General features: G+C 43.5%; 15 protein-coding genes. 9 read left to right on the forward strand and 6 right to left on the reverse strand.

From position 1 onward, the window contains the following. The first annotated feature begins 555 nt into the window (after window positions 1–555). The gene (locus RH96_RS03435) at window positions 556–1,467 is read left to right on the forward strand and encodes a LysR family transcriptional regulator (protein WP_010197343.1); all 912 of its coding nucleotides are present in this window, start codon (window positions 556–558) and stop codon (window positions 1,465–1,467) included. Window positions 1,468–1,574: 107 nt separating this feature from the next. Here RH96_RS03435 and cueR read toward each other — a convergent pair whose 3' ends face one another. From cueR to RH96_RS03450, 3 genes are all read right to left on the reverse strand, one after another. Next, a complete protein-coding gene (gene cueR / locus RH96_RS03440) occupies window positions 1,575–1,967 on the reverse strand; it encodes a Cu(I)-responsive transcriptional regulator (protein WP_010197345.1) in 393 nt (130 codons plus the stop codon). Between the two features lie 164 nt (window positions 1,968–2,131). Next, entirely contained in the window at window positions 2,132–4,594 is a 2,463-nt protein-coding gene (locus tag RH96_RS03445; protein WP_010197346.1) for a heavy metal translocating P-type ATPase, read from the reverse strand. A 311-nt stretch (window positions 4,595–4,905) separates the two neighbouring features. Then, window positions 4,906–5,439: an SMI1/KNR4 family protein gene (locus RH96_RS03450; RefSeq protein WP_010197349.1), complete on the reverse strand. Its 534-nt coding sequence runs from the start codon at window positions 5,437–5,439 to the stop codon at window positions 4,906–4,908. 360 nt (window positions 5,440–5,799) lie between these two features. On the opposite strand from RH96_RS03450, the gene RH96_RS03455 reads away from it, so the two are divergent. After that, complete coding sequence (locus RH96_RS03455; protein WP_141629685.1) at window positions 5,800–6,132, forward strand: hypothetical protein; 333 nt, start codon at window positions 5,800–5,802, stop codon at window positions 6,130–6,132. Between the two features lie 221 nt (window positions 6,133–6,353). On the opposite strand, the gene RH96_RS14730 is transcribed toward RH96_RS03455, so the two are convergent. The 3 genes from RH96_RS14730 to RH96_RS03465 form a co-directional block, all read right to left on the reverse strand. Continuing rightward, window positions 6,354–6,512: a hypothetical protein gene (locus RH96_RS14730; protein ID WP_010197354.1), complete on the reverse strand. Its 159-nt coding sequence runs from the start codon at window positions 6,510–6,512 to the stop codon at window positions 6,354–6,356. A 130-nt stretch (window positions 6,513–6,642) separates the two neighbouring features. Next, window positions 6,643–7,935 (reverse strand): tyrosine-type recombinase/integrase, encoded by a 1,293-nt coding sequence (locus RH96_RS03460; RefSeq protein WP_010197356.1) that lies wholly within the window; start codon window positions 7,933–7,935, stop codon window positions 6,643–6,645. A 769-nt stretch (window positions 7,936–8,704) separates the two neighbouring features. Beyond that, complete coding sequence (locus RH96_RS03465) at window positions 8,705–10,030, reverse strand: siderophore-interacting protein (RefSeq protein ID WP_010197358.1); 1,326 nt, start codon at window positions 10,028–10,030, stop codon at window positions 8,705–8,707. 194 nt (window positions 10,031–10,224) lie between these two features. Here RH96_RS03465 and RH96_RS03470 point away from each other — a divergent pair, with 194 nt between their 5' ends. From RH96_RS03470 to RH96_RS03500, 7 genes are all read left to right on the forward strand, one after another. Further along, window positions 10,225–10,989 carry an ABC transporter ATP-binding protein gene (locus RH96_RS03470; protein WP_010197366.1) on the forward strand — a complete coding sequence of 255 codons (765 nt, stop codon included), beginning with the start codon at window positions 10,225–10,227 and terminating at the stop codon, window positions 10,987–10,989. Window positions 10,990–11,038: 49 nt separating this feature from the next. Beyond that, window positions 11,039–12,031: an ABC transporter substrate-binding protein gene (locus tag RH96_RS03475; protein ID WP_010197369.1), complete on the forward strand. Its 993-nt coding sequence runs from the start codon at window positions 11,039–11,041 to the stop codon at window positions 12,029–12,031. Then, the gene (fhuB, locus tag RH96_RS03480) at window positions 12,028–14,199 is read left to right on the forward strand and encodes a Fe(3+)-hydroxamate ABC transporter permease FhuB (RefSeq protein ID WP_010197371.1); all 2,172 of its coding nucleotides are present in this window, start codon (window positions 12,028–12,030) and stop codon (window positions 14,197–14,199) included. Before RH96_RS03475 ends, fhuB begins: the two co-directional genes overlap by 4 nt. A gap of 325 nt (window positions 14,200–14,524) precedes the next feature. After that, the gene (locus RH96_RS03485; protein ID WP_010197372.1) at window positions 14,525–15,874 is read left to right on the forward strand and encodes a diaminobutyrate--2-oxoglutarate transaminase family protein; all 1,350 of its coding nucleotides are present in this window, start codon (window positions 14,525–14,527) and stop codon (window positions 15,872–15,874) included. Between the two features lie 115 nt (window positions 15,875–15,989). After that, window positions 15,990–17,483, forward strand: coding sequence for a pyridoxal phosphate-dependent decarboxylase family protein (locus RH96_RS03490; protein ID WP_010197374.1), 1,494 nt, complete (start codon window positions 15,990–15,992; stop codon window positions 17,481–17,483). A 1-nt stretch (window position 17,484) separates the two neighbouring features. Further along, window positions 17,485–19,314: an IucA/IucC family protein gene (locus RH96_RS03495; protein WP_010197376.1), complete on the forward strand. Its 1,830-nt coding sequence runs from the start codon at window positions 17,485–17,487 to the stop codon at window positions 19,312–19,314. A gap of 103 nt (window positions 19,315–19,417) precedes the next feature. After that, on the forward strand, window positions 19,418–20,812 hold the full coding sequence (locus tag RH96_RS03500; protein ID WP_010197378.1) for a lysine N(6)-hydroxylase/L-ornithine N(5)-oxygenase family protein: 1,395 nt from the start codon (window positions 19,418–19,420) through the stop codon (window positions 20,810–20,812). Window positions 20,813–20,838 lie beyond the last annotated feature (26 nt).

A 20,838-nucleotide genomic window follows, 5' to 3' on the forward strand; every position in this document is an offset into this window, starting at 1 on the left:
GGCTATTACTCATGCATCAGCTCTATGTTTATAATGAATCAATAAGATATTTTACTATACTCTGAGCAATATTAATAATGCCCTGCAAAACCCAGCATTAACGTCAAATAGATATCAATGCTAAGTAGGGTCTGTTGAACATCCAAATATTAGGACTGCTGATTGCTAAAATTACCACAAACTAGGCGTAAACCGACGATAATGTCGAGACCTTAGCTAGGTTTACAACAACGTTTGGGGTGATTTTAGTATCAGCCTTTCAGGGCAGGGCTACTTTTTGCCAATACATGGCGAAATTGTCTAACCTAGAATGACTAGGCGTCAAAAATTTCACTGCGCATTGTCTAAAAAACAGCCACTGCCAGTTCCACATTTGAATGTTCAACAGACCCTAAGGATTGTAATTTTTAAGTTAAACACATTATTACTGGTTTTAATGTGGTTATATATAAGGGAAAACATGAATCACTATTGCTTTTTAAGCAACAATAAGACCAAAATACTTAAAAGCAGCGATCAATGAATAGTCAAATAGCGATGAGATGGAGAGGTTAATTGGATCAATTACGAGCAATACGCTATTTCAGCAAAGTCGTCGAAACCGGCAGTTTCACCCAAGCAGCAAAAGCGTTCGATGTGCCGCCATCCTCACTATCGAGGCGAGTGTCCGATTTGGAGAAAAGCCTCGGCGCCACTTTACTGAAGCGTTCGACGCGTCTGGTTAAACTGACTGAAGTCGGGCAAGTGTATTACAACGATATGCAGCACATATTGAACCAATTAGAACAAAGCAAAGAAACCGTTCGCAGCTACCAAACAACGCCAATGGGGCGTTTGCGCATCAGCTCGATGGTGGGTTTTGGTGAAAAAATACTGCTACCTTTATTAGATGAATTTAGTCTGTTGTACCCAGAGATTGTATTGGATGTCAGTTTAAGTGATGAGCTGTCAACGCTTGGGCGTGATGATGTCGATATTGCGATTCGCGGTGGCTACGCACCAAATGAGCGAGTACTCGCAATAAGACTGATGGACAATGGCTTTATTCCGGTTGCGTCCCCTAGTTATCTGAAAAAATGCGGTATACCTAGCCATGTGATGGAATTAACGGATCATAAAGGCCTTTATTTTAAAGCACCAACAGGGCCAACGCCTTGGCTATGTCATGTGAACGATCAGTGGCATGATGTCTCAGGGCCTGCGGTAGCGATTTCAAATAACGGGCCGTGGCTGGCAAAAAAAGCTTGTGATGGTGACGGTGTTTTAATGTCAACTCGATGGGCGTTAGCGTCATATCTTGAGTCAGGACAACTGATAGAACTAAACTTTGAGCATAGATTAACGATTACCCAACATGCTGATATGGCGGTGTATTTGTTGTACCAAAAACAGCGCTACTTAGTACCAAAAGTAAAAGCTGCTGTGGACTTTTTGGTTGAAAGAATAAAAGTGAAAAATGTGTGGTAAGACCATAATGTCCCAGCTTCAAGCGGTCTGCTTTTTTAGGCTGGCATGTTGACGATATGATAAATCACATTAATAAAAGGCACGGAAGGGTTTAAATATAACGTGGTTTATTGACCCTGTTGCAGATCTTCTAAAATAGCGCACTCTGCATTATCATCGCCTGCGCAATGATCAAAAGAATTCTGTAGCGAATTGACCATCTCCTGCAATTGCGCGATTTTTTGGTTCAACGTTTCGATATGCTCTCGTGTCAGTTGCTTAACATCTGCACTCTGACGGTTGGCATTTTTGCGCAGATATAGTAACTCTTTCATTTGCTTGGAGGAGAACCCCAAGTCACGAGAATGTCTCAAAAAGCATAAGTCGTCTATATCGTCTTTAGAATACAGGCGATAACCCGAATTCGACCGATTCACTGTTTCTAGCAAGCCAATCTGCTCATAGTAGCGAATCATTTTGGTAGAGATACCTGATTGCTTTGATGCTTGACCAATATTCATATTTATCCTCCTAGGGCATGTCCTCAATTCAATCGATAGTCATCTAACTGGGCTAAAAATGGACTTAAATAACAAAAGGGTTTAAATAACCTGTGTATTTAAACCCTATATGGATATCCTTTACGATTCTACATTCACTCTGTAGCGGTTTAGTAGTTCGCTGACTATGCTCTAAAGTACTTGAGGCGTAACGCATTACCCAATACGAACACAGAAGACAGTGCCATGGCCCCTGCCGCAAAAATGGGTGAGAGCAGGATACCAAAGGCTGGATACAAGACACCTGCGGCAATCGGAATCAAGGCGACATTATAAATAAATGCCCAAGCTAGATTTTGTCTGATATTGCTGATGGTAGCCTTACTCAAGGCAATCGCAGTAGGCACACCTTGCAAGCTACCTGACATCAACACAACTTCAGCCGCCTCAATCGCCACGTCTGTGCCTGTGCCAATGGCCAATCCAACATCGGATTGAGCCAATGCAGGAGCATCATTGATACCGTCACCAACAAATGCCACTCGACCATATTGTTCTTGCAACTGGCGTATTGCATCCACTTTTCCTTCAGGCAACACTTCTGCCACTACCTGATCAATATTCAATTTTGCGGCAATCGCTTGGGCTGTATGGCGATTATCGCCTGTAACCATGGCCACTTTTAAGCCTAACTGATGTAGTGCGGCAATGGCGGCATGAGTCGTCTCCTTAATAGGATCTGCAACGGCGATGATAGCGGCCAATTTCTGATCAATCGATACATAGAGTGGGGTTTTACCTTCTTGACCCAAACGTAGCGCATCTTGTTCAAAAGGCGCAACATCAAGCCCCAATTGTTGCATATAACGATCCGCGCCAATATGAATCACTTGTCCTGCCACGTTTGCTTGAATGCCTAGACCAGTCATCGCCTCAAAATCAGTGATAGGAAGCAGTTGAATATTCTGTTGTTCTGCGGCTTGAACAATGGCTAAGGCAATTGGATGCTCAGACTTTGCTTCAACCGATGCCACCACACGTAAGACTTGTTCTTTCTCAAACCCTTGTTGGACTTGGAAATCCGTTAACGTAGGTTTGCCTTCAGTCAATGTGCCTGTTTTATCAACGGCAACCACGCTCACGTCCTGAAGCATCTGTAGCGCTTCACCTTTACGGAATAATACACCCAATTCTGCACCACGACCCGTACCGACCATAATTGAAGTCGGGGTGGCCAATCCCATTGCACAAGGGCAGGCCACAATGAGTACGGCAACCGCATTGATTAAACCAAAGGTCAAGGCAGGGTCAGGGCCAAAAATTAACCAAACTATAAAGGTCAATGCTGATAAAAACATCACCGCTGGTACAAACCACATGGTGACTTTATCCACCAATGCTTGAATCGGTAATTTAGAGCCTTGGGCTTGTTCTACCATACGAATGATTTGTGCTAATACAGAATCTTCACCGATGGCCGTTGCTCGAATATTCACGGTGCCATTTTGATTGATAGTACCGCCGACCACTTGATCGCCTCCTTGTTTTTTCACAGGGACAGGTTCACCAGTAATCATAGATTCATCAATATAACTGTGACCGTCCACGACTTCACCATCGATAGGCACACGCTCGCCTGGGCGGATTTCAACTATCATTTTTGCAGTGACGTTTTCTACAGGGACTTCAATAACTTTGCCATCTTGCTGTACACGGGCCGTTTTTGCCTGCATGCCCACTAAATGCTGGATGGCTTGAGAAGTACGCCCTTTGGCCTTTGCTTCAAAATAACGACCTAATAATATCAAGCTCACAATCATGGCAGCGGCTTCGTAATAGACGTGCACCGTGCCTTCAGGTAACGTTTGCGGGATAAAGGTCGCTATGAGGGAAAAGCCATACGCTGCGATAGTACCAATCGCCACTAGCGAATTCATATCTGGCGCAAAACGCAATAAGGCTGGCACGCCTTTTTGATAAAAGCGTCGACCTGGAAAGAGTAATACCAATGTGGTCAAAACAAACTGTATCAGCCAACTTTGCTGAGTGCCGAGGTTATTCATCACCCACATATGAAAGGCGGGAATCATATGTGAGCCCATTGCTAGAATGAATACGGGCAGTGACAACAGCGCAGAAAGCCCTAAGTCTCGTTTAAGCTTATTTTGCTCTGAGGCTTTCTTATCTTGTCGATCACTTTGGTCTTGTTCTACCAGTTTGGCCTCGTAGCCCGCTTTTTTGACGGCCTCAATCAATTCACTCGTTTGTATTTGAGCGTCGCCTTTAATCCAAGCGCGTTCAGTAGCAAGGTTTACAGTAGCTTGTTGCACGCCAGCGACTTTGGCCAAGGATTTTTCTACTCGTCCAACGCAAGAGGCACAGCTCATGCCTTCTATAGATAGCTCAATGGGTTTGGTTTCCGTCACCTTATAACCTGCGCGCTCTACTGCTTTGTTTAATTGGGCAACATCTAAAGGCTGAGATGAATAAACAGTCGCCTGTTCAGTGGCAAGGTTTACCTCAGCATTTTCAACATGCTCAATATTTTTTAATTGTTTTTCGATACGCCCAACACAAGAGGCGCAACTCATGCCTTCAATGCTCAGTATTTCTTGATAGATAGGGGCTTTGGTATTTTTTGTTTTCATAACAACCTCTGTCGTTTTTAATTCTGTTTTTAATCTATGGTGACAGCATATAGGTTGACATCATGGTAAGGTCAAGCGTATTTCTATAATACTTTCAAGAAATTACTCCTAAGCCTTGCTGTGATGACGAAGTAAAGGTGCGGAAGGTTAAAATGAGAGGAGTTGTAGATAACTTATCTCATGGAAACAAGGGCGGCATCCTAGTGAGGACTTGAATCTTCGGCTGTGGGCTAATGATACCAATGGTATTAATTATTTAGATGCCCACAGTGTACATGGTGGTGTACTTACTTAGAGGGAATGCACCTAAGCTAAATTGATTCCCAATATTTGTATCCTTCAGCTTTCATAAAATCTGATAAAAATTTTGAGAAACCATCCTCTATGTAGAACCAATCTTTACGTTCATCAAATGGATGAGAAATAATAATAGCGCCATAATCATCAGCTTTCTTATCACATCTCAAAACTACAAAATCACTATCTCCAAGAAATTCACCAATAATTAAATCGCCTTTAATTAGACTATGTGCCCTATAGCTCGATAACCAAAAGCCTATTTTGGCTTCAAAATCTTCCAAACTATAGAAATCTAATCCAGCCTGATTATACTTTTTATCCAAAAATAAGAAAGCGCCATTACTGGCTAATAAAAACTGCTTATATTCGAAAGGTAATTCTTCAATACCTATTAAATTAAAGGTGCTGACAATTTCAGACTCTAAAGAACCTTTGTTAAATATACAAATTAGATCAAATGAGTAGCTTTCGTTGTCGTAGCTAGCCCTCTTCGGTTGACTCCAAGTCTCTTTAAGAAACTGTATTTTTTCTATAATATCTGTCATTTTATTTCTGCTTAAATAAGTCTTTAGAAAAATAAAGATCTAGCTTTGAGAAACAGTATGTGATTGCATTATGGCTAGTATCAAAGAGTAATTAAGAAAAAGATAGTGTCTTATGATAACGTCAGTTAGAGTGGCTATGACAAAGGAATATTGAAAACTTAATAGACACGGTATGTACGTCAAAGGGTACATTGTGATTATCCCAATGTACCAATTCAATAACAGTAACTCTTATTAAACTAATTTGGTTCCCTATACAGGCATCGAACTGCTAGTTCTAGATATGAACTTAGTGACTAAAAAATTGAAAGCATAGCTCAATTCAACAGATGGGTAGAATTTTAAATTATGATTAGAGCATTGAGTAAGAATGATAGTGACTTCATATACATATATAGTGTTTATGAAGGTAAAAACTATAGTGAGAATAAAGTTGAAACTTATTATTTAGCAAGCTGTAGTACTTACCAAGGCTTAATAGTATATAGGGAAAATGAGGTCTATAACATAGAGGTGTTAGAAGACAGTTATTTAGACTTAACAACGGGTGATTTATCAGCAGGTCTGAATGATAGCATGCATCCTATACTCTACGACTTTCTAAAAAATGATTGGGAAACTTATGAAGGTATCGTTGAAGGGCAAATTGAACCTTGGCTTAAATTTCAAAAAGAATTGGGTCATAGACCTTGATCAAATAACTTAGTAAAACTGATAAGAGGTTTTAATTAGAGTATATCCTAGCGGAACCAGTGATTTCGTCCTTCAAACCTATTAACAGACTACTTAAAACAGACTGGTATAATAGAACCACTAATAATAGACCGCGAGCCTTGATACTCTAGATCCTCCCTAATTGAACGTTTCTCAAATTGTGAAGCGTCCTTAGAAAATTGTTTATTAATATTCTAAATTCACAGCATCACCTCATAACTCGTACTACGTCCTGAGGCATCAGATTTTTTTAACATGCCTTTTTCTACCAAGTCATTAATGTCTCTTAATGCCGTATCAGCCGAACACTTAGTTATCGTTGCCCATTTTTTGGTGGTCAGTTTGCCATAAAAATTCATTAGTAAGGTATTTAGGAGGATGCGGTGATTAACAATGCTATTCGATTCATATTATGCGGAGATTATCGAAGTTATTCGAGGTTATTCGATGCATTTTAAGTGTGCATATAGGTCGTACAGGTACGTTCTGTCATGTTTTGCTAAAGTTTATACCTGATTTATGATTCCGTAGCCCATCTATATAATTGGCCCAATCCTGCATCATTTGCACTCTGGTATCGATCTCATCAAGCCGGTTATAAGCACCGCCATGCGTGTCTTTGATTCTATGGCCCAGCTGCAACTCTGTCACGATGTCCGAATAGCGCAGTTCGGGTTGCTCCATCAGCAAGGTTTTGGCTGATGCCCGAAACCCATGAGCGCATTGCACATCCTTATATCCAAGCCGATGAAATATCTGTACTAGGGTTGCTTTACTAATATATGAATTGCTTGAGGCGCGCATCGATGCAAATACGTACTCTTTATGACCTGTGATGGACTGTATGTTTCTTAAACGTGCAATTACTTGTGTCGCTAATGGTACGACTAAGTGCGACACCATGTCCTCACGACCTTCGCCCTTGGTAGGGGAGAACGCCCATAGCTTATTGTCCCAGTCTATATCCTGCCAGCGCATAGATCGCAAATCGATACTACGCACAAACACATAAGGCAGCAGATTCATTGCCTCTATCGTAATGGCGCTTGCGCCTTTAAATGAGTCCATGTCTCGTAACAATATTGCAAACTTATCAGGCTTAGTGATGGCTGGCAAATGATTGCCTGAATTAGCTGGGGCAAGCTCACCACGCGTGTCCATCGCCACATTTTTGTCACATAATCCTCGCGCTACTGCGAACGAAAATACTTTTTCAGTATAAAGTCGGGTACTTGCGCCCACAAAGGTTGCTTGATTTTCATTGTTTTGGATGGCCTCGCATACACCCAAAATAATCTCGCTGGTGATATCATTCATTTTTAAGTCACCAATTTCACGACACATATATCCTAGACACAAATCCCAAAATTTGAGGGTCGACTCACTAAACGAGGGCTTTTTAGCCTTACTATGATGACGACTCCCTATCTTGTGGTCTCTCCAAGCCTGTGCAACCTCAGCAAACGTGGCATTTTTTAGGTGAGCATACTTATTAACTTGTTCTTGTTGCTGTATGGCTTTGGGGTCAGAGCCTTTTGAGACTAGAGTGAGTATGGACTCGGCTTTATGCTTAACCTCATACAAGCTAATATCATCAACCTTACCAAGCATCATTCTAGGTCGTTTGCCGTCGATATGTGGATGCGAATAACGAAGGTAGTATTCTTTTTTGCCATTTGGGTAAATACGAACACTTAGACCAGAAGTGCCTGAAATACTGATTGAATAATCTTTATCTCGGCATTCAAGTTTATTAATATCGTTTATAGTGTTGACAGCCATTATGTATATCCGTAAATGTTGCAGGTGGAATGTGTCCAAAATATTTATAAATTCGTTTGATAATATAGTCAAGGAATTTTAGAATCGCTACAAGGCGACCGACCGCAGATAGTACACTGAGTACATCTAGGACGGGTAACACCTTAGCGGTTTAAAAGTGCTCTGACTATATACTTTCGAAAAGTAGGGTGACTGGTAAAAGTCATATTTTGTATAAACTAAAAAGATCATTGGACACTGGTATGGACACTAATTATCACCAGATATTTGAATAAAACTATTTATTATAGCAACTTAGGTCTTAATTATCCCCAAGTGAACCTTGGGGATAAATCTAGTATAGTGGAGATAGAGTGACTAAGCTATATCTCAATTGGCGTGCGGGCGATTAATGATTGGTGAGCATCATAAATATGGAGAAGCTTATCAAGGTTTGCATTCTATAAAAGAGGATTTGAGCGCCTTTAGGTAAAAACGCATGCTCCTGTACTTGCACAGAATCACTTAATCAGGGTCATAGTACTGTTCTGTGCAAATTTGGACGGCATCAAATTCAATGCGTTAGATTTAAATAGCTCAGTGGGAACAAGAGCCATTTAAAAGACCACTAACTGCTTCTCTAATAAGTGACTCTCTAATAAATGATTCTCTAATCTGAAACACTTTTTGATGGTGCAAAGCGCAGAGTACTAGCGCAAAGTTATTATGACTTCTTCTATCAAAATAAAGCGCTCTGGTATTGTCAGAGACATAACGTCATTTATGCAAACTAATCGTGACGCCAATATACTTTTACCACAACATCGGTACGACTGAGTTCCAGTCGCTCTCTCAACAATGGGCGCAGTGCTTTGGCAGTATTTGCTTCTAGTGCGCCCCAAACTTTATCAATCTGTAGAGGGTTGTCAGTTAAATAATCACCTAGTGTACTGTCAATCAATGCGGCTAACTCTGCTCCTGAGTTTGCTTGATTGGTCACTATAGGCAATATGGTAAAGTGGTCATTGCCGTGGGTTTCGGTATCGCAATCAATGTTACTGTTGTCATAACTAATGCTATCAAGGCTACTGCGCATTTTTACCGTATCAAAATAACTTTGATCGTCTGCATCTTGCGTCACACAAATAACTAATGGTGGCGTAGGGTTGCTCCATAACTCCAGCAGTCGTGCTGCCGTTGGCATCGATGTTTCATCAACAATCAATACCGCTTGACCATCTCGCAAGTGCTCCACCTTTTCTGGAAACTCTCGCTTTGTAACGACGGTCTCGCCTGTTTTTAGTGCTGCTGCCCAGTTACCGCCCGGCGTATCCCCATGTAAAAAAACATCGACCCATGCTCGTATACCATCATCGGTATGCCATGCTTTTCTTAAGGTGTAATAACAGTGAGGACGAGCAGGGCGTACGTTATTTTTTTCACTGTCATTAACCGCATTGTCATCAGCTTTATTGGCATCAATGCTGTCAGTCATCAATGCATTCGTCATTGCATTGTGCTCTAAATCAAACAAGTACGCGTAACCTGCTTCGTTAGTAGGTACTGAGGTCGAGATTGTTGCGCCCTTAGTATTACTTAATTTGGCGGTATTATTTAATGGCGTATCACTATTTAATGACGGCATGCTCAATTCAAGGCGTAGCATGTTTTTGCTGACGTTATAACTGTTGTGCACATCAAATACTTGCTTGGTCAGTTTGATCGTTTTTTTGCCCAGTTTTTTATCTGCTCTTTGTTTAAGCAAGATATATTGGGCTTGTAAATCATCAAGCTGCGAGATAGGTGTGGCAAAATTAATAAAAAAACTCTGGTCATGGAGGGAGTTATCTTGAGCGTTCGCCGGTTGATACTTTGAATTTTTTTGGCGAGTTTGTATTGTAATGCCTTCAGCATAAATATCAGTTATCTGTGCATCTACGTGATCCAATTCAGCTGTAGATAGTGAGGTAAATACACTCAAAAATCCGAGTAATTCATCGAGATGCTCTTCATTGATGTGAGCGACGACATTGGCTATTTCAGGGTCATTTAATGAGGTGTATTGGCTGTTTTGGTTGTTGGCGTTTTCTGTAGTAGCTAAAAGCTGGTTAGTCATATAAATACTCGCAATCAACAGAGCGTTGAAATTAAAGTGAATGAGTTTTTAGTTAATGATAATTGTTTTTGTTATCATTTACGAGTAAAATCAATTCTTATTGTGTTTTGGTCTCCAAAAAATTGGTCTATAACCAATGATCGATACACCATCATTCTTATGACATATTACTTTTATCAACAATGAGTGCTTATATGCTACGTGCAAACCAGCTGACCATCAGCCGTCAAGGAAATACTCTATTAGACAATGTAAGCTGTGATATTGATACCAATCAATTAGTGGCTTTGGTTGGGCATAATGGGTCTGGCAAATCAACCTTGATTAAAGCATTGGCAGGCGAGATGGCAAGTAGTAGTGGTGATGTCACATTAGACGAGCGCAGCATCAGTGACTATGGCAGCAAGGAGTTGGCGCGGCAGATGGCATATCTACCGCAGCAATTGCCAGAAGCGGCTGGCTTCACGGTGCGTGAGCTGGTCATGCTAGGACGCTACCCACATCAAAAATGGCTACAAAAGCCCACCCAAATAGATAAAGAAAAAGTCGCGCAAGCATTAAAATTGACTCAAACCGAAGCGTTTGCTGATCGAATTACTGCCACACTATCAGGCGGTGAGCGCGCTCGTGCTTGGCTTGCGATGTGTCTGGCACAAGATACCCGTTACCTATTGCTCGATGAGCCACTTGCTGCCCTTGATATGCATTATCAAATCGAGGTCATTCAGCTTATTCGTCGTTTGGTCGATGAGCAAGGCTTGAGCGTGGTGATTATTATCCATGATATCAATTTGGCCGCGCAGTATGCCGATCGAATCATCGCACTGAAAAATGGTCAAGTATGTCACAACGGCGATATCGCCAGTACCATGCAACCTACCGTGCTACGCGATATCTTTAATGTCGATATGCAGCTGCTCAGTCATCCCATTACTGGACAGCCTGTGGCAGTCGCTTAACGTCTTATTTTTGCTCCCTTTTTCAACTCGCCTACAAAGATATGCTTCTATGCCTCCCATTTTTTATACAGAACAATCATCGACGTCATTGACAACACTGAAATGGTTCGCGCTCTCATTGTGCTTGGTATTGACGGCCTGTAATAACCAGACGTCCACACAAAACAGTACCGAGCAGCTCGATGAATTACCATCAAGCACTACCTCAGCAGCAGAAAACAGTGATAGAGATAGGATGAATATCGCCTCTCCTGACTGGGGCAATGCGGCGACTTTGACAGCGATGGGGCATGCACCAATTGCGACAGGTGATATAAGGGTTTGGGACAGATGGGTTGGTAGTCCCAAACTGCCATCATCAACCGTAGATTTGGGTATCCGCTATCAGCCCAACGCTGAGCTAATCGCCCAACTGCCTGTTGATATGGTTATAGACAATTACTTTTATGAGCATGCACGTAACTTATATGGTGATGTACCTGCTGAATCTGTGATGTCTGCGGCAAAAGGAGAGACGGCAACGTGGGCTGACTATACCGAACCGACTCGAGAGCTAGGTGCACTCATTGATAACCCAAAGATGGCTGAAGACTATATTGCACAAAGTCAGAAAGACATACAGCTGGCCAGTCAGCAATTGCAGCAGCGTTATCCAAGAGTCAAAAAGTTTGCGGTGGTGCAGTTTTCGGATGCTAACAATATGCGTATGTATGTGGCAAACAGCTTGTTTCAACCTGCGTTAGAGCAGATGGGTAAAGAGCTTGTGGTATTGGGCAAAGGCAATAATTGGGGATTTGTGCCGATACGAATGGGAGATTTGGCGCAATTAGATGATGAGACTTGTTTATTAATTATCGATCCACTCAGTCCAATCACTAGAGCTGAAATTGATGACAGCTTGATTTGGCAGCGTTTAGGTTATGGCAATACCCGCTGTGTGGGTGAGCTACCACCAGTATGGATTTATGGCGGTATGTCGTCATTGGTAAGCCTAGCAAATAACTTGTCAGACGTTTCATTAAAAGGCGGGGATGTACTATGAGCGCCAATGCAAATACTCACAACAACCACAACAATAACACCGATAGTGCTCATACGATGACATCAGCTTCTGAAACCGTAACGACTCCAAAACCATTATTGCCGTCATCTTCATTGACGTCGTCAAAACAGTCATCATTACCATTGAGTCAGCCACCCAATCAACCCAATTCCCAGACTTCTTTGTTTGCCAGTATGTCTTGGCGACTATGGGCCATGCTCATCGGACTAGCGGCCTTGTCATTATGGAGCAGTTGGGTACTGCTAGATCAGCAGTGGACACGCCCAATTAGTGATTTGCTCATACCAAGCTCGCAGTTGGATATTGCCAGTATGGCGGTACAGCTGCATATCGTGGCGACCAGCGTAGTGGCGTTGTTGGCTGGCGGGCTATTAGGCGTGGTCAGTATTTTACTACAGCAATTGGTAAAAAATCCCTTAGCATCCGATACGACGCTAGGTGTGGGCGTGGGTGCACAGTTGGCCATGCTTATCGTCACGTTATTTTTGCCAAGCTTGGCTATCTATGGCGGACTCTATGTGGCCTTTGTAGGGGCTATCATCAGTATGGGTCTGGTATTTGCCTTATCAGCACCCAGTCGATTTAATCCATTGATTTTGATATTGGCCGGCTTGGTGGTCAATATTCTGCTGGCCGCAGTGGCCAATGTACTGGTGTTGTTTTTTGCTGAGCGTAGCAATGGCATGCTGTCGTGGGCGGCTGGGTTTTTGGCACAAAACAGCTGGCATACCAGTATCGCGCTAGTCATCACTGCTATTTTGATGGCGGTCGCATGTCTGCCATTACTAAAGCCATTAACGCTGATGAGCCTAGATGACACGCAGGCAAAACGTCTGGGTGTGCCTATTAATGGGATTCGTGCACTTGTTGTCCTTGTTGTCGCCGTTGTGACCGCCTTAGTGATTAGTGAAGTTGGTTTAATTGGTTTTATTGGTCTTGGTGCGGCAAGTTTGGTCAATGCGCTGGGCATCTCTGCTATTGGTAAGCGTTTGGCCACTGCCTTTGGATTAGGAGCACTGCTGTTATTATTGACCAGCAATGTCGCATTACTGCTTGAGCCGATACTTGATATGCAGATTCCAGCTGGTGCCATGACAGGCATTTTAGGCGCACCGTTGATTATTTGGCTAATTTTACGTCAGCGCCGCGCGCGGATAGAGACAGTGACGCCGATGCTTACAGGTAAGCATACCTCCATTGCATTTTGGCGATGGGGCGCTGGTGTGCTCGCCCTTATCTTGCTGGCTTGTCTGTTTGTGCAAGATATCAATGGTTGGGGGCTCAGTACGGACTGGGCGCTCACGCAGCAGTACCGCTTGCCTCGTAGTTTGAGCGCTGCGGCCACAGGCTTGATGTTGGCAGTTGCAGGCGTGCTACTGCAAACTTTAACGCGTAACCCCATGGCCAGTCCTGAAGTATTGGGTGTCAGCTCGGGTGCCGCATTGGGGGTGATTTTAGGGTTTTTATTATTACCAAGTTTAGGGCTATCTGCGGGAGCAGGGACGTTGCTGGTTTCAGGACTGTCAGGGGCGATGGCCGTGCTGCTATTGATTATTTGGCTGGCGCGCAGGGTCAGCTCAGGTTATTTACTGTTAGTAGGCATAGGTATTGCCGCCATGATGGATGGGGTGATGCATATGGTCAAGCTCTCGGGAGACCCGCGTCTAGAAGCGATGCTCAGTTGGTTATCAGGGACAACTTATAGCGCCCAGCCCAGTACAGTATGGTATCTCATTGGCATTGCCGCTATCTTATTTGTGCTCAGTCTACTACTGATTAAGCCTTTACGTGTCCTTGGCTTAGGTACAGGTGTGGCGCGTAATCTAGGTGTGGCAGTTACGCCAGTGACTTTGTCGTTGTTGGCATTGGTGGCAGCGCTTAGTACGGCTAGCACGCTTGCTGTCGGTCCATTGAGTTTTATTGGTTTGATGGTGCCACATTTGGCTACTTCGCTAGGCGCTGTAAAGCTTGAACGGCAATTGCCATTAGCTGCACTGTTAGGGGCAGGCGTGATGGTGATAGCGGATTGGACTGGCCGTTATGTTATTTTCCCTTATGAGCTGCCTGCGGGCACGATTGCGGCCATTATCGGTGGTGGCTACTTCTTATGGCTCATTCGTAAGGTGCCAGCCTCAGTAAATAGGTAGCCCAGCCTTTAAATAGCTACTAGCAAATAATTCAAGCGAGCATAGATGGTTTTAGAACTGTCTGTGCTCATTGGCTGTGTGTCACTGAGCGGTCGACGGTCTGTGATGGTCACCCAAACACTTTTCTTTATTATTTTTACCTCTCGAAAAACCAATAAATTGGGTTGACAGCAAATCATAGGTAGTAGATACTACACCGCATTAAAGATAATGATTATCATTTATATTATCATTCAATATAAGAAAACAGTATTTTAAGAAGTAAGTGTCAAAATTTACTTTTGAATTTTTACCCAAGACGACTGACAATAACAAGGCTGAAGCTATGGACACGATCCTTTTAGACAAACCACTTGATAACGAATGCTACTTACACCGTCAAGAAAAATTTGAATCAAAGGTTCGTAGTTATCCACGTAAGCTACCCTTTGCGATTCAATCTGCTAAAGGGGCGTGGATTACCGATGTTGAAGGTAATGAGTATATCGACTGCCTATCAGGTGCTGGCACGCTGGCACTTGGACACAACCATCCCGTAGTCATAGAAAGCATTAAAGCGCTATTAGACAGTAATTTACCGATGCATACATTGGACATTACCACCCCGTTAAAAGACAAATTCAGCGAGTTCATGTACAAACTGCTCGCTACCAATAGCGATGAGTATTGCTTGCAGTTTTGTGGCCCGACGGGTGCTGATGCGGTAGAAGCGGCTATTAAACTGGCAAAGCAAGTCACTGGTCGTTCAGGTGTAGTTAGCTTCAGCGGTGGTTATCATGGCATGACGCATGGCGCGCTGGCTGTTACGGGAAACTTGGCACCTAAACAAGGTATCGAAGGTCTGATGAGCTCGGTGCAATTCTTGCCTTATCCCAATATGTACCGCTGCGCGTTTGGCTTGCCTTTTGAGCAAAGTATCCACGCCCATATGCGCTATTTTGAAAATTTCTTAAAAGATGTAGAGAGCGGTGTGGTAAAACCGGCCGCGGTCATTTTAGAAGTCATACAAGGAGAAGGCGGTGTCAACCCTGCGCCAATAGAGTGGCTGAAGCATGTGCGCCGAGTGACAAAAGAGCTTGGCATTATGCTGATCATCGATGAAGTGCAAACAGGGTTTTGCCGCACAGGACGTTGGTTCGCCTATCAATACGCTGATATTGATCCCGATATGATTGTGATGTCAAAAGCAATCGGTGGTGGTCTGCCACTTGCGGTATTGGGTATCAAAAAACAATACGATGTATGGCAGGCGGGCAATCATTCTGGCACGTTTAGAGGCAACCAATTAGCCATGGCGACTGGCCTTGCCACTCTCAATTATTTAAAAGACAACGACGTTGCTGATTATGTTTTAGAAATAGGCACGTGGTTTATGGCGCAGTTAAAGCTACGCCAACAGCGCTATCCGAAAATAGGTCAAGTCAGAGGGCGTGGTCTCATGATTGGCATAGAAATCGTCAATCCCAGCTTACCTAAACAAAATGACGGTAGCTATCCAGCAGACAGTGATGTGGCTGCCAAAATTCAACAAGCGTGTTTTAAACATGGATTGGTGATTGAAAAAGGCGGGCGCGGTGGCACAGTACTCCGACTATTACCACCCCTTAATATAACCAAAGATGAGCTGCAGCAAGTCTTGCAGAGGCTTGATATGGCGCTAGAAGACAATCAATAGTCTTGCCAGCGCTTTAGCATGATTCACACATTTATAAAAAACTCTGATAACGACTCTAATAATAAGTCACTTATTTGCGATTTATACCATCGTAGAATAAACAAGTGAGGACATTTTGCATTTATTAAACCAGCAAAGCAGTGAGCAATATGTCACGCATATGCAAAAAACCAGCGCTGTCATCAAACAGTGGCTAGACGACAATAACGTCTATTTGGGCGGCACACCGCAACAAGTGCAAGCGACCAACGCCTTTAGCATCCGTGAGCAAGGCCGAGACATCGACACGATACTCGCTGATATTCAAAACAAGTTTTTACCCAGTTGTGTGTCGACGGCCAATGCGAATTGCTTAGCCCACTTACATCCACCCACACTGGTCATCGGTCAGATTGCTGAGATGATTATCGCGGCCACCAACCAAAGTATGGACTCGTGGAACCAAAGCCCAGCAGCGACCTATATCGAAAAAGACTTAATCCATTGGCTGTGTCAACGTTGTCAGTTTAATGACAGCGCTAACAATCAAACAGGCAGTAACGCTGGTGGTGTCTTTACCAGTGGTGGTACGCAAAGTAATTTGATGGGTCTACTGCTGGCACGCAATCAATTCTATAGGGCTAAGGGCGTTGATGTGCAAAAGGACGGCCTGCTGGGTCAGCCTAGCGGCAAAATCCTGTGCTCAGATCAAGCGCACTTTTCTATCGAAAAAAACGCCGCGCTACTAGGTTTGGGTCAAAAATCTGTCATTAAAGTAGCGACCGATGCATCAGGTGCCATGCTGATGTCTGACTTGCAACATCAGATAGATAAGCTGGGTGCTGACAATGTGATGGCCATCATCGCAACCGCTGGCACAACGGATTTGGGTGCGATTGATCCTCTAATGGCTATCGGCAAAATTTGCCGTGATGAACAGATATGGCTACATGTCGATGCAGCATGGGGCGGGGCGTTGCTATTGTCACGGCGCTATCGACACTTGATTGAGGGGTTGAATCAAGCTGACTCTATTACCTTAGATTTTCACAAACATTTCTTCTTACCGATTAGCTGCGGCGCTTTTCTCTTACGAGACAATCGAAATTTTGAGAGTATTCGCCATCATAGTGAGTATCTAAACTCTGCTGATGACGAACAAGACAATATCTTAAATTTAGTCACGTACTCTTTGCAGACCACACGCCGTTTCGATGCCTTAAAGCTGTGGATGGCGCTGGACTTACTAGGAACAGATGACTATGCAGCCTTGATTGATAACTGTCTAGATACCGCCAAGCAAGCGGCACAGCTGATTGATGCAAATGAAAATTTTGTACTGGTACATGAGCCCATTATCAGCAGTGTTTTGTTTTACTTTACACCCAAAGATACCGCGTTATCTGATGAGCAACTCGCACAGCTCAATCGCCACATTGCGCAAGCGTTATTGGTCAATAACATCGCCAATGTGGCCACCACCCAGTTTGAACAGCGCCTTTGCCTTAAATTCACCATTCTAAATCCCAATACCCAAATCAATGATATTTCCGACATCATTGAGCAGATGGCTATTGCTGGTTTTAACCGACTCAATTCTGACAACCTGCACGTTGATGGGAAGAAATAACATGATGCAGCATAAAACGCTTGATCGTCTCACACTACAAAATCTAATCAATGCTTACTGTTTTGAGACTGGGCACGGCGATATTATTGCCGTAGAGCAGCAGGATGATATACAGAAGCAGGCCTCACAAAATAAGCCTCTATTAGTGCTAATGCTATTGCCTTCGAACACGGTAATGGTCGTACCTGTCGACAGAGTGAGCCAATTGGGTCAACATCGTTTTTCGGGCACGCCGCTTATATTGAATAAGCAGGTAAGCATACGATCAGAATCAAAATTAGACACGCAACTGGACGACCCTTTGCAAAACAGCCGATGGATAAAATCCTCTGCTATGAGCCTAGCATCTTTGATTATTGAAGACATCGTGCATCGTTATAAAGACAAAGCGACGCTAGATGCCAATGGCGTATTAAAACGCTGGATTGAGAGTTATGAAGGGCTACAGATTATTTTAGAGCATCGCAATGATGAGATTGATGACATCGTTGACTATCAGCAAGACTTTATTCAAACCGAGCAAAACCTTATTTACGGTCATGCCATGCACCCTACACCCAAAGGTCGTGCCGGATTTTATGGCGACGAGTGGGCGAAGTATGCGCCCGAGACCAGTAGCAAAACCCAGCTGCATTATTGGTTAGTGCATCCCAGCTGTATTACAGAAGAATTCGTAGATGGCGATAGTATTACCACAGCGATCAAATCAAAGATACAAGCTGATATGAGTGGCTATCAGCAGCAACTTGTGGATGAGCATCCCGACTATAAGCTGTTGCCATTGCACCCTTGGCAAGCAAGGTTTTTGCAGCAGCAGCCGTGGTATCAAAAGCTGCTAGAACAAGGCCAATTGTTTGATTTGGGTGATCTTGGTTGGCATCTGCATCCAACGACATCAGTACGCACACTGTCTGCCTTTGATGCGCCTTGGATGTTTAAACTGTCGTTGTCTGTGGCGATTACCAATTCTGTGCGGATTAACCTGCCCAAAGAATGCAAACGCGGTATGCATGCCTGCCGAATATGGCGTAGCGACTATGGTACTCAGCTCAAAACTCAGTATCCTACGATTGCCGTATTGAATGACCCTGCTTGGATTGCCTTACGTGTCGACGGCAAAATCATTGATGAAACCATCTGTATCTTACGTGACAATCCTTTCACAGAGGATACGCAAGTCACCAATCTTGCCAGCTTAAGCCAAGACCATCCAACCCGTCTCACCAATCGCTTAGAGACCTTGTTTAAGTCTATCCATAAACGGACAGATGAACCTTTAGAGCAGGTGGCTATCCAGTGGTTTGATACCTATTTACAAGTTGGTTTTATACCGCTGGTTCATATGTATTATCAGCATGGTATTGGGTTTGAGGTACATCAGCAGAACAGTCTCATCGAGCTAAAAGACGGCTATCCTACTAAATTTTGGGCCAGAGACAATCAAGGATTTGGCTATATTGCAGAGTATGCCACGCCGCTCATTGATGCTTACCCCGAGCTGATTAGCGAAGGAGAGTGCGTCATTCCAGAAGACTTTGCCGACTCAAGATTTGCCTATTATTTAGTTGGTAACAGTATATTTGGTCTTATCACTGCCATTGCTCGTACTCAGCTTGTGAGTGAGGAGACATTAATCACGACGTTTAAAGAGTGTTTAATGGCCTTAGAGCAACAATACCCGCATCGTTCGTTATTTGACTTGTTATTGCGTAGCCCTACATTGCCGTTCAAGGGCAATCTACTCACCAGACTCTATGCGCTCGATGAGCTGACCGCACCTGTTGAGACCCAGTCTATTTATGTCGATATCCCAAACCCCATGGTGATGTAGCAAATCATATTGTGACGGCAAAGATAAGCACACAATAGAAGTTGGGGTTTGACAAGAACTAGCAGCAGAATTAACGTAACTACCAAATCACTAAGGGGCGACCGTGTTAGATATTATTGGGATTGGCGTAGGGCCGTTTAACTTAAGTTTGGCGGCATTACTGACAAAGACCGACGTAACCGCCAAGTTTTTTGAGCAAAAGGCTGAGTTTAATTGGCATAAAGGCATGATATTGCCAAACACTACGCTGCAAGTGCCTTTTATGGCAGACTTGGTGACGATGATAGACCCAACCAGTCCGTATTCTTTTTTGAATTATTTGCATACCCAGCAGCGATTGCTTAAGTTTTACTTTCTAGAAGAGTTTAAAATTTATCGTAAAGAGTATAACCACTATTGCCAATGGGTAGCAGAGCAGCTGGATAGTTTGAGCTTTGATGCGGCAGTGATTGATGTGGCGTTTAACGACAGTAATGATGGGTTTGTGGTGACCGTCTGTGAGCAGGGCATTCAAAACACCTATCATGCTAAAAACTTAGTCATAGGCACTGGTACACAGGCCACGCTACCACCATCGTTGCAAGACATTGCCAAACAAGCGCCTAACCGCTGTATGCACACCGCCCATTTTGCAGACAATTTTGACTTAGATAGTCTTAAGTCGAACAGCCTTGATCTGAATAGCACTAAGACAGAAGACAAGCTGACCAAAATATTGGTGTTGGGATCTGGGCAGTCTTCAGCAGAGGTATATCGGACCTTATTCGATCAACAGTTTGATGGCGATGATAGCACTGATGACAATCCTAAGTTTCAGTTAGATTGGATGACTCGCTCGGCAGGGTTTTTTCCTATGGAATACTCCCCATTAGGCTTAGAGCATTTTAGCCCAGCTTATACAGATTACTTTTATCATTTAGACTCAGCAACCAAGCCACAAGTCACTGCCAAGCAAGATCTGCTCTATAAAGGCATGGGCTTTGAGACCATAAATGGTATTTATCATCGTCTCTATGAGCGCAGTATTACCAATCAAGATTTGTATTCGACGTTGCTCTCTAACTGTGAAGTGGTTGAGGCAACGCTGACAACAATGCTAGAAGAGCCAGAGCCGACAGACACCATAAAACTGGTAGGTAGACAGCGTGAACAGAATCAAGATTTTACTGCTGAGTATGACTGTGTGATTGCTGGTACAGGCTATCGTTACGGTCTGCCTGAGTGCTTAAATACGCTACTGCCTAGCATCGCACATGATGAGTTTGAGCAGCCAGTCATTGATAGAGACTATGCACTGAAATATGTACTGACGCATCAAAAAGACATCGCGACCGATGGCAAGATTTTTGTACAAAACCAAGAGGTCCATACTCATGGCGTTGGGGCACCAGACTTGGGGCTGGGTGCTTATCGAGCAGGATGCATCATCAATCAATTAACGGGTGAACAAACCTACGACACCGAGGCCTTAAAAGTATTTCAAAATTTTGGCGCGTAGTGCTTTATAAGACTGATATTTAACAG

Source organism: Psychrobacter sp. PAMC 21119, assembly GCF_000247495.1.
Taxonomy (GTDB): domain Bacteria; phylum Pseudomonadota; class Gammaproteobacteria; order Pseudomonadales; family Moraxellaceae; genus Psychrobacter; species Psychrobacter glaciei.